Origin of the sequence: Synechococcus sp. R3-13 (genome assembly GCF_047462195.1) — a bacterium.
Taxonomy (GTDB): Bacteria; Cyanobacteriota; Cyanobacteriia; order Thermostichales; family Thermostichaceae; genus Thermostichus.
In genome coordinates this window covers 1-10632 of record NZ_JANSIO010000197.1, presented here as the reverse complement: position 1 = coordinate 10632, position 10632 = coordinate 1, and the positions used below count along the sequence as shown (strand labels likewise).

Here is a 10632-nt window from a genome sequence, read left to right as displayed (position 1 = left end):
CCCCCCTTCCCTCTCTCCTCTGGACAGACCTCAGGAAAAATCAGGGATCCGCATCCCTCTTCTCTTCCAGCTTTTTTGGCAGTGGCAGGGGTGGGAGGTGCCACCAGTTGCTCTAGCTCTTCCGCCGAGTGCCGGGACAGGAGCTGTTCCAGCTCGTCTTGGGGTTGTGGAGGCTGGGCCAAGATCTGCTCCAGCTCCCCCAGCTCTTGGGTGCGGATGGCTGGCTCAAAAGCAACCGGCTTCCTCCCTTGTTGAGAGGCTTCTGCCGGTAACAGTGCCAGCCACTCGGCCATGGTTTGCGGGCGCTCTTCTGGGTGGAGAGCCATCCCTTTGAGAATGGCAGCCTCCACAACCTCGGGAATGTTGGGGTTAAGGCTGCGAGGGGTATCCAACTGGCGGCCTGTGGCCCGCACTGGCGCACACATAGGCACCATCCCCGTCAGCGCCGTGTAGAGGGTTGCTGCCAAGGCGTAGACATCGGTGAAGGCGCCGCGGCGGCGCAAGCTGTCGTATTGCTCTAGAGGAGCATAGCCATCGGTGCCGTAGGAGGTGTGGCGTTGGATCAGACCTTGGGTGTAGCCGCGAGCTAGGCCAAAGTCGATCAAAACTGCCTGCCCGGATCCCTCCCGCACCATGATGTTGGATGGCTTCACATCCCGATGCAGGATCCCCTGTTCGTGCAGGGCCATCAGGGCGGATCCCACCTCCTGCGTCAGGCGCAGGGCCTCTGGCAAGGGCAACGGCCCCTTTTGCCGCAAAAGCTGGTGCAGAGTCTGGCCGCGGATGTACTCCATGACAATGCACCAGCGATCCTGCTCCCAGATCACTTCTTCCACCTTCACCACATGGGGGTGGCGGCAGCGGGCCAGTTGCAGCGCCTCATTCATGAAGTTCTGCTGGAAGTGGGGATAGTCGGGATCCTCACGAAGGCTGTCGTTCAAAACTTTGATAACCACCTGGTCGGCACGGACGTTATCCCAGGCCCGGTAGGTAATGCCGAAGCCCCCCTCTCCTAAGATGGCCTCAATGCGGTAGCGCCCCCCCTGTAGTCTTTCGCCGACTGCCCAAGCCATACCTGACCCCCGCCTCTAGGGCCATTGTGTCACGGGGATCAAATTGACGGCACATAAAACTGCTTAGAAGTCTACGGGCAGCACTCCAGTTTTCACCTGGAAGGTGCGCGCCTGTCCATCGCGGATGACCCGCAGCGTCAGCGTATTGCCCACCCCAGCGGCTTCCACCAACTGCTGCACCTGCTCGGCATCGCGGATGGCCTGCCCATTGATTTCAGTGATCACATCCCCCTCCCGCAAGCCAATCTCCTCAGCCGGGGATCCCGAAATCACCTGCCCGATCAAAACCCCTTCTTCCACTGTCAGCGTGGTGGGACGAGCGGGGTCGCGGTTGAGGCGGGCCACAATGTCGGGGTTGAGGGTGATCATGCGAATGCCCAAGAAGGCGTGTTCTACCCGACCATTCCGGATCAATTGCTCGGCAATTTCCATGGCGCGGTTGATGGGGATGGAAAAGCCGACGCTCTGAGCTCGCTGGAAGATGGCCGTATTCACCCCAATCACACGCCCTTCCGCATCCAGCAACGGGCCGCCCGAGTTGCCGGGGTTGATGGCCGCATCCGTCTGCAGGAAAGTCACCCGCTTGTTGGCAGCTCCAATTTGCCCGGAGGAGCGCCCGACGGCGCTGATGATCCCAGCAGTTACGGTATTGTCCAGGCCCAGCGGGTTGCCAATGGCGATGGCCCAATCCCCCGGTCGCACCAAGTCAGAGTTGCCCAAAGTAACCGTGGGCAGATTCTCCCCCTCAATCTTGATCACCGCGATATCGGTAACCGGGTCTGAGCCCTTCACCTCCCCTTCAAAGGTGCGCCCATCCAGCAGATGAACCCTGACTCGCTCGCTGCCTTCCACCACATGGGCGTTGGTGAGGATCAGGCCACTGGCGTCGATGATAAACCCCGATCCGGTGCCTTCTTGCCGAAACTCCTGCGGCAACTGCGGTAGTTGATCCCCAAAGAAGCGGCGAAACAGGGGCTGGTTGAACAGTTCTGGGTTGACCCCCCTCGACACGGTGCGGGTGGCATCGATGCGCACCACCGCTGGGCCGACCTTTTGGGCAACGGCGGCAATAAAATTAGAAGGCCGGACGGCATCGGCGGGAGGGGCAGAATTCGCAGCCTCAGGGCGGGACTCAGACCAGGGCAAAAGGGATCCTACTCCCTCACTGGCCCGTCGCGTCCAAGTGATCAGGGGAGTTTGCTGTAACCACTCCTGCCCCGCTCGAGACGATAGCCAGACCCCACCTGCGACGCCTCCACCAAACAGAGCCATCGCCAAAAGTGTATGCCGTAGAATCCGCGCCATGCTCCCTCCCAAAGCTAAGCCGTATCGCCAAGACTCAAAAGGCGTGAACCCGCTCCCCCGACTTACGCCATCAAGACCCAGTTCACTCCTGGTCTATTCTATCTATTCCTACTCTTTACTTTTGGATGTTCGGGGTATGTGTGCTTACCCTAGCAAATCTTGCGGACAGAGGCAGTGCTCGAAACGCCCAAAATGATCGGGGATCCGAGCGAGCTCCATTCCTCCGAGCCGCAAGGGTGGGATCTGTGGCAACGCCACCGCGCCTGGATGCAGTTGGCCTTGCGAGAAGCTGAGCAAGCGGGAGAAGCCGGAGAGGTGCCGGTGGCCGCTCTGGTGGTGGGGCCAGGGGAAGAGCTGTTGGCCCTGAGCAGTAACCGGCGGGAACGGGATCGGGATCCCACGGCCCATGCGGAGATCCTAGCCCTACGGCAGGCAGGGCAGCGCTTGGGAGATTGGCAACTGCGGGGCTGTCGGCTGTACGTCACGCTTGAGCCTTGCCCCATGTGTGCCGGGGCCATCAGCCAATCGCGGCTGGCTCAGGTGGTTTACGGTGCAGACGATCCCAAGGCCGGGGCTTTGCGCAGTGTACTCAATTTGCCAGCTTCTGCCGCCAGCTTCCATTGCCCGGAGATCATCGGCGGAGTCTGCGAGGCCGAGTGTCGCCGCCTATTGCAGCAGTGGTTTTGCCACCGGCGCGGGATCCCCTCTGAGCCGGCTGAATCCTGACCGAGGGACTGGGGGCGGAAAATTCTGGGTTGAAGTCGTGCATCTGCAGGATGTTTTTGATACTGTCATAACGGGTTCGGCTGGCCCTTGCCCGGGATCCCGCACCAGCCTCAAAAAAGGCTTTCCGAGTGCGGGATCTCTTGAGCCCAGCGGTGGCCGCTTGGGTTGTTGAGGGTGCGTCGGCCCTATGCCTGGATTCTCAAAACCCGACTTGTCCGGGATCCCTCGCCGGCTGTGATACTCTTTCCCAGAGGATTGGTGTGTGACTATTACCCTCTCCTTCTCTCCTCCGCCATCAGCCTCGATTAGAGGTATTGCCCTTCTGGTTTGGGCTTGGCTGTGCTTGACTTTTCCGGTGCAGGCACGGGTGCTGCTGCGGGTAGGTATTGCCGTCAACAAGCCCCAGGTCACCGTCGGCAGCTCTACCGGAGCCCGCCTATTGAATGCCCAGGGACAGCCGCTGGCAGAGGTGCAGGCCATGCAACCGCTGCAGGCCAGCCGTTCGGGTTCAGCAGTCAGTTTGGCCGGCCAACAGGGAGAACGTCTTTACCTACAGCCCACCACCTCCGATGGGTTGGTGTTTATTGACCAGAATTGGTACCGTGGCTGGGTGGAGCTGATCCCCGGCGAGCGTGGGGTGATTGCCATCAACCAAGTTGGCTTGGAGGACTACGTTTCCAGCGTGGTGGGCAGCGAGATGGGACACCGTTTTCCCATGGAGGCTCTCAAAGCCCAAGCCGTGGCCTCCCGCACCTATGCCCTCTACCACCGCAGTCGCCGTTCCCAGCAGCCTTTTGACTTAGGAAACGGGATTGATTGGCAGGTTTACAAGGGGGTAGCTGCCGAATCCAGCCGTACCCAAGCGGCTGCCCGTGAGACCGCCGGCCAGGTTCTCATCCACCAGGGGCAGTTGATCAATGCGGTTTTCCACTCCTCTGCGGGGGGACATACGGATGATGCAGGCAATGTCTGGTTAGAGTCGCGGCCCTACTTACAGGGGGTGCCGGATTTCGATCAGCACTCACCCGTGTTTAGCTGGACGGCCACCGTTCCTGCCCAACAGATTCAGCAGTTGGCTGCCGGGATCGGTGCCATTCGTTCTGTGGAGGTACTGCGCAGCTCCCCGTGGGGACGGGCAATCACGGTGCGCCTGACGGGATCCCAAGGGATCAAAGATCTCAATGCCGGCGATTTTCGTCGGGCTCTTGGGTTGCGCAGCACAAAGATTGCCATTAGCCCGCGCGGGGAGGCCACCACTACAGCCAGCCTGGCTCCTGTGGCAGGGACATTCCCAGCTTTCTTTGAGATTCAGGGGCGCGGCTACGGGCACGGGGTGGGCATGAGCCAGTGGGGAGCGGCTGGGATGGCCAGCCAGAACTACTCCTACCAACAGATCCTCAGCCACTACTACCGCAACACCACCTTGGCAGTGGTGGAAGGACGTTAGGGCTCAACTTCAGGGAGAAGCCAACAAAATCATCGATTGGTAGCAAAAGTAGCTGCAGTTTTTAAGAGCTTATGAGAAGCAGCATTTTAATTGAACCGGAGGGGTTTCCCAAGGGTTCGTTGGGGTTCTGTAGATTTTGTTAACTTTGAGTTAACTCTAATGTTGCACCATCTCTTACGATAGACGGGCAGCTTCTGCCGGAATCGAAAGCTGGCCTGCCTGCGACCCCTGTTTTTGAAGGCTCCGCGCTGCTGTGGCAAGATCGGGAGAAGCCCTGGAAAATTTGGGTTACGTCCCCTGAAGATTTTGTAGAGATCTTGAATTCCCCCCTCAGAATCCTCAGGATCGGCTCAATAATAATTGAGATACGTTTACCAGGATCGACCTCTACCTCTTCTTTTTCGAGCCCATAACTTTAACCCCAGGTATCTGTCCTATGTCCATTGCCACCTTAGCTCCTGCTTTTCCCGAACGTTGTCCGGTGCTGCCGGAAGCGCTCACGCCCCTGTGCGAGATCGCCCGTAACTATTGGTGGACTTGGAACCCGGATCACCTCACCATTTTCCGGGAAATGGATCCCGCCCTGTGGGAAAAAACCTCCCACAACCCGGTGCGCATGCTGGAGGAGGTTTCCTACTTGCGGTTGGCAGCCTTGGCCACCGATGTGAACTACCTCAACACGTTGAACCGGATGGTGCAGTCCTATCGGCAGTACATGACGGCTGAGGATACCTGGGCCAAGCGCACCATGAAAACCTACGACTGGCAGCGTCCCATCGCCTATTTCTGTGCCGAATACGGCTTGCACGAGTCTTTGCCCACCTACTCTGGCGGGCTGGGTATGTTGGCCGCCGATCACCTCAAGTCGGCTTCAGATTTGGGGGTGCCCCTGGTGGCCGTCGGATTGCTCTACCGTCAGGGCTACTTCCAACAGCGCCTGGACAACAATGGCTGGCAGGGAGAGCTTTATGAAGACTCTGAGTTTGAGTCTCTGCCGTTGACTTTGGTGCGTCAGCCGGATGGCAGCCCTCTGTTGGTGGAAGTGGCGATGCGGCAGCGGTTGGTGAAGGCGCGGGCCTGGCGGGCGGACGTGGGCCGGGTACCTCTTTTTCTGCTGGACACCGACCTGCCGGAGAACGACCCCATCGATCGCTGGATTACCGCCCACCTCTACGGGGGCAGCACCGATACTCGCATTGCCCAAGAGTGCATCCTGGGTATCGGTGGGGTGCGCCTGCTGCGCCAGTTGGGTTTGGATCCCATGGTTTATCACATGAATGAAGGGCACGCTGCTTTCCTGACGCTGGAGTTGCTGCGGGAGGAAGTGGCGCGGGGCACCCCCTTCGAGACGGCGGAGGCCAAGGTGCGGGAAAAATGCGTGTTTACCACCCATACACCGGTGCCGGCTGGCCACGATGCCTTTAGCCCCAATGAGATGGATGCGTTCTTTGCCTCCTTCTGGCCTCAACTGGGCCTGACGCGGGAACAATTTTTGGCCTTGGGAGCTCGGCGCACCGGGGATCCCTGGGAGCGCTTTAACATGACGGTGCTGGCTTTGCGGTACGCGCGGGCAGCCAATGGGGTAAGCAAGCTCCACGGACGGGTTTCTCGCGAAATGTGGCATGTGCTCTACCCTGAGCGATCGGTGGATGAGGTGCCCATCAGCTCCATTACCAATGGGGTTCACGCCCGTACCTGGGTTTCCCCTCTTTTTTGGAACCTCTACGACCAGTACTTGGGCCCCGATTGGCCGGAGCGGGTGTCAGACCCGGAACTGTGGGCCAAGGTGGAAGAGATCCCAGATGAAGAACTGTGGCGGCGCAAAGAGGCTCTGCGGGAGCGGCTGGTGTCTTTTACCCGTCACCGGGTGTTGCGGGCCCGGCGCAATCGCGGCGAAAGCAATGAGCGCATCCAAGCGGTCAACCAGTTGCTGGATCCCAAGGTCTTGACGATTGGGTTTGCCCGCCGCTTCAGCACCTACAAGCGAGGAGATTTGATCCTGCGCGATCTGGAGCGAATTACCCGCATCTTCACCAACAAAGAGCACCCTGTGCAAATTATCTTTGCCGGCAAGGCCCATCCCCGGGATGAAGGGGGCAAGCGCCTGATCCAGCGGGTGGTGGAATGGTCCAACCGGCCTGAGGTGGCCAACCGGGTCGCCTTCATCGAAAATTACGATGCCTATGTCGCTCGCAATTTGGTGCAGGGGGTCGATGTGTGGCTGAACAACCCGCGACGCCCTCTGGAGGCCTCCGGCACCTCAGGACAAAAGGTGGGCTTCAGCGGGGGATTGAATTTGTCGGTGCTGGATGGGTGGTGGCCCGAAGGTTACAACGGTCGCAATGGCTGGGCTATTGGCCAAGAAATCGAAGGTCTGGATCCCGCTGCCCAAGACGACTTGGACGCCAACTCCCTCTACGACTTGTTGGAGTATGAAGTAATCCCCATGTTCTACGACCGGGATGAGAAAGGGATCCCGCGCCGCTGGATTGCCCGCATGAAGGAGGCCATCCGCACCCTCAACCCCGTTTTCAACACCGACCGCATGGTAGCGGAGTACGTGCTGAAAATCTACGAGCCTCAGCCCCTGGAAGCAGAGGCGAGCCGGACTCTGTTGGGTTCGGCTGTTGCCGGCTAGGGTGGACTCCCCCTCTCCCAGCGCAAATCATACAAAACATTGGGATCCCTCTCTCCTCAAGAGGAAAAGCGGGGATCCCGGGTTTGCGCTTGGGGACAAGAGACTAGGCGCCGGCGTTGACGGCCATAGGCAGAGTCAGCGGTTCTGGCTCCTCTTCGGGGGGCAGCATCACCACCTCAGAGTTGTCGATGATGGCCTGCAGCTCTTCCCCATCGATGGTTTCGGCCTCTACCAGGCGGCGGGCAATCCGATCCAAGAGGGCACGGTTTTCCCGAATCAAGTAGGTAGCCCGTTGGTAGGCCTCGTTCACCAGCCGCCGCACCTCTTCGTCGATGAGGGCTGCTGTTTCCTCCGAGAAATCCCGTTCTGCGGCGATCTCCCGGCCCAGGAAAATGTTGGTGTACTGGCGACCTAGGGCTACATTTCCCAGTCGGTCGCTCATGCCAAAGCGGGTCACCATGTTGCGGGCGATGCGGGCCACCTGCTGCAGGTCGCTGGCTGCCCCTGTGGTGATCTCCGACTCTCCGTAGACCACTTCTTCGGCCACGCGCCCACCCAAGGCAACGGTCATCATGTTCTTCAGATGGGCACGGGTGGTTAGTCCCATGTCGTCATCGCTGGGCATGAACCAGGTGAGGCCACCTGCTTGTCCCCGGGGGATGATCGTCACTTTTTGGATGGGATCGTAGTTGGGCAAGAGGGATCCCACCAGGGCATGGCCCGCCTCATGGTAGGCCACCAACTCCTTGCGCCGCTCGCTCATCAGCCGATCCTTCTTCTCTGGGCCGGCCAACACCCGATCCACCGCGTCGTTGATCTCGTCCATGGAGATCTCGGTGAGGTTGCGGCGGGCAGCCAGAATGGCTGCTTCGTTCAGGAGGTTGGCCAAATCGGCACCGGTAAACCCAGGAGTACGGCGGGCCAACTTCTCCAAATCCACATCCGCAGACAGAGTTTTACCGCGGGCGTGCACCTTGAGGATCTCCAGGCGGCCTTGGAAGTCGGGGCGATCCACCGTAACTTGGCGATCGAACCGGCCAGGCCGTAGCAGCGCTGCATCCAGCACATCCGGTCGGTTGGTGGCCGCAATGACGATGATGCCGGAGTTGCCCTCAAAACCGTCCATCTCGGTGAGCAGCTGGTTCAGAGTCTGCTCCCGTTCGTCGTTGCCACCCCCCAAGCCAGCTCCCCGCTGGCGACCGACCGCATCAATTTCGTCGATGAAGACGATACAGGGAGCATTTTGCTTGGCTTGCTCGAACAGGTCCCGTACCCGCGAGGCCCCCACCCCAACAAACATCTCCACAAACTCGGAGCCGGAAATGGAGAAAAAGGGCACACCTGCTTCTCCGGCTACGGCGCGGGCCAACAGGGTCTTACCGGTGCCGGGCGGGCCCACCAGCAGCACCCCGCGGGGAATCTTGGCTCCCAAAGCGGTGAAGCGCTCTGAGTTTTTCAGGAAATCCACCACCTCTGCCAGCTCCAGCTTGGCCTGATCGATGCCGGCCACATCGTTGAAGGTAATCTGGGTTTTCGGCTCCATTTGCACCCGTGCCCTGGATTTGCCGAAGTTGAGAGCTTGGCTGCCTGGGCCATTTTGAGCCCGCCGCAGCAGGAAAAAGAGCCCCAGCAAGAGCAAAACCGGCAGGAAGAAGGTGCTGAGAATGCGCCCAAGTAGCCCCTCCTCTTGGACAGGACGCACGGCCAGCTCCACCCCGTTGGCAACCAGGGTGTTCTCAAACTCGGGGGTAAGGGGGGGCAGATTCACCTGCACTGGGGTGGCGCGGTTGTTGATTTCTGCCTCGGCGATGGCAACCTGGCGACCATCCGGGGCCGTCTCCACCAAAACTTTGCTGACCTCGCCCCGTTCAACACGGCTGATTAGGTCGGAGTAGCTGATCTCCAAACGCTCAGGCGGGCGATTACCCAAGAAGGTGGTGGCTAAAGAGATCAAGACGATGGCCAGTAGCGCATATAACCCCGCGCTTCTCCATTTCTTGTTTTTACCTTTCTGACTCACGGAAGTGTTTCCTCCCAAAGGGTGTTTTTGAATCGAACTCGCAGATGGTGACCTATGGGTAACAATCTGGGGTCGGGTGGGTTCTTGCAGCAACAGACTGTTAATTAATATTAACCTGACTGAGAGGGTTGCCGGGGATCCCTGCAATCCCGCTCTTCTGGCCGGGAGTTTGGGGATAGGATTGAGAGACCAAGGCTGTGCCGTCAGCCAGGATAGGTGGTGTTTTTTCCATTCTCATTCCAGCTTGCCCAGGGATCCCTATGCTGACTCAACTGCGCGAACTGAGCATCGCTGCCGACGGGCGCTATCTCAGGGATGAAGAGCTGCAGTTCATGGAGACCTACCTAGCCTCCTTTGACCTACGCCTGAGCGCCTATCGCAAGATCCAGGCGGCGGAAGCCCAGATCATCCGGGATGTGGAGATGAAAATGCGCGCGCTGGATCCCTACTTGCTCATGCGAGGGGTGGAAGACTTCAGCAACAAGTGGAAGGCTGACACCGTGCGGGTTTTGCGCCTCTCGGCTTTGGCCATGCTCCTGGACGATGAGCAACGCTACAAAGATCGATTTCTCTACTGGTTCCAGACCTTAATGCGGGCCTTCCGCACCCAACGCAGTTGCGAGGCCACCTATCGCTTCCTACAAGAAGTGATAGCCAATTACCTCACCCCCGAAGAAACCAAGTTGATCAGGCCGATTCTGGAAACTAACCGCACGCTGCTGGGCCTTAACTAGGCCGCCGTCCCGGCGGGCTCTTCAGAGTTGGCCGGCTCAACCACCTCTAGCTCATCAGCTTGGAGATGCGCACGGAACTTGTTGTCAAACTGCACCTGAAAGGGAAAGTTGGCGCTGATCGGGCGGCCATTCCAATCCCGAATCACGGCCTTCAGCTCCCCTTCCATGCCTTTGAGGTCGAAAGGTCGATTGCGATATTCCGGGTGGTGATAGACGATCACGCTGGTACGCACCCGCACCCGATCTCCAACTTTCATGTCTTGCCCTCCTAACAAGGCGGCCCACCACAGGAACCCACTGGAAACACTCTAGCTCAATCTCTAAGCAAACCTTCGAGATGTGGAGAAGTATGTGGAAACTGAAACAGTAGTTTGTATTTTTCTCAAGTTCCCTCTCACTTTGGATGACCCGAGAACATCCCCTCAAACTCAAGCCATGAGCCCGACCCAAGGGATCCCCCTGACTGGCCACTGGATCCCTGCATTGTATACATCCTTCCAGAGAACTTTAGGGTGTGGCAAGGAAAATCAAATGAGGGCTTTCAACCTCATGGGATCCCTATTGGGCAGGAGATAGAGCTCAGTTTCGGAGGAAAAGGCAGCACCTATCCAATCTCAGCTTCCGCCAGGATCTGGGAAAGAGAGAAGGCGACCTTTTGTTGCTGATACATTTACGCTGAACACTGCTGA

At 58.9% G+C, this 10632-nt stretch carries 8 protein-coding genes; 4 read left to right on the top strand and 4 right to left on the bottom strand.

What is annotated here, in order from left to right; all coding sequences use genetic code 11:
* A partial coding sequence (locus NW856_RS06080; RefSeq protein ID WP_414399516.1) for a serine/threonine-protein kinase occupies window positions 1-1073 on the bottom strand: 1073 nt, incomplete at its 3' end.
* A gap of 63 nt (window positions 1074-1136) precedes the next feature.
* Window positions 1137-2378, bottom strand: a complete 1242-nt coding sequence (locus NW856_RS06075) for an HhoA/HhoB/HtrA family serine endopeptidase (protein ID WP_414399515.1) — start codon at window positions 2376-2378, stop codon at window positions 1137-1139.
* Between the two features lie 192 nt (window positions 2379-2570).
* Between NW856_RS06075 and NW856_RS06070 the strand changes: the two genes are divergently transcribed.
* The 3 genes from NW856_RS06070 to glgP all read left to right on the top strand — a co-directional run bounded on the left by NW856_RS06070 (window position 2571) and on the right by glgP (window position 7189).
* Window positions 2571-3104, top strand: a complete 534-nt coding sequence (locus NW856_RS06070) for a nucleoside deaminase (protein ID WP_414399517.1) — start codon at window positions 2571-2573, stop codon at window positions 3102-3104.
* A gap of 262 nt (window positions 3105-3366) precedes the next feature.
* Window positions 3367-4551 (top strand): SpoIID/LytB domain-containing protein, encoded by a 1185-nt coding sequence (locus tag NW856_RS06065; RefSeq protein WP_414399514.1) that lies wholly within the window; start codon window positions 3367-3369, stop codon window positions 4549-4551.
* Window positions 4552-4987: 436 nt separating this feature from the next.
* Window positions 4988-7189: an alpha-glucan family phosphorylase gene (gene glgP / locus NW856_RS06060; RefSeq protein ID WP_414399513.1), complete on the top strand. Its 2202-nt coding sequence runs from the start codon at window positions 4988-4990 to the stop codon at window positions 7187-7189.
* A gap of 103 nt (window positions 7190-7292) precedes the next feature.
* On the opposite strand, the gene ftsH is transcribed toward glgP, so the two are convergent.
* The gene (ftsH, locus tag NW856_RS06055) at window positions 7293-9209 is read right to left on the bottom strand and encodes an ATP-dependent zinc metalloprotease FtsH (protein WP_414399512.1); all 1917 of its coding nucleotides are present in this window, start codon (window positions 9207-9209) and stop codon (window positions 7293-7295) included.
* Between the two features lie 260 nt (window positions 9210-9469).
* Between ftsH and NW856_RS06050 the strand changes: the two genes are divergently transcribed.
* Window positions 9470-9943 carry a hypothetical protein gene (locus NW856_RS06050; RefSeq protein WP_011432275.1) on the top strand — a complete coding sequence of 158 codons (474 nt, stop codon included), beginning with the start codon at window positions 9470-9472 and terminating at the stop codon, window positions 9941-9943.
* Here NW856_RS06050 and NW856_RS06045 read toward each other — a convergent pair.
* A complete protein-coding gene (locus NW856_RS06045) occupies window positions 9940-10200 on the bottom strand; it encodes a ferredoxin-thioredoxin reductase variable chain (protein ID WP_414399511.1) in 261 nt (86 codons plus the stop codon). The two genes, NW856_RS06050 and NW856_RS06045, sit on opposite strands and share 4 nt — an antisense overlap.
* Window positions 10201-10632: the final 432 nt, after the last annotated feature.

Excerpts from the sequence above, each read along its gene's own strand:
- NW856_RS06070 (WP_414399517.1), top strand. The coding sequence starts at position 2,571 with ATGATCGGGGATCCGAGCGAGCTCCATTCCTCCGAGCCGCAAGGGTGG.
- NW856_RS06045 (WP_414399511.1), bottom strand. The coding sequence starts at position 10,200 with ATGAAAGTTGGAGATCGGGTGCGGGTGCGTACCAGCGTGATCGTCTAT.
- NW856_RS06050 (WP_011432275.1), top strand. The coding sequence starts at position 9,470 with ATGCTGACTCAACTGCGCGAACTGAGCATCGCTGCCGACGGGCGCTAT.
- NW856_RS06075 (WP_414399515.1), bottom strand. The coding sequence starts at position 2,378 with ATGGCGCGGATTCTACGGCATACACTTTTGGCGATGGCTCTGTTTGGT.
- glgP (WP_414399513.1), top strand. The coding sequence starts at position 4,988 with ATGTCCATTGCCACCTTAGCTCCTGCTTTTCCCGAACGTTGTCCGGTG.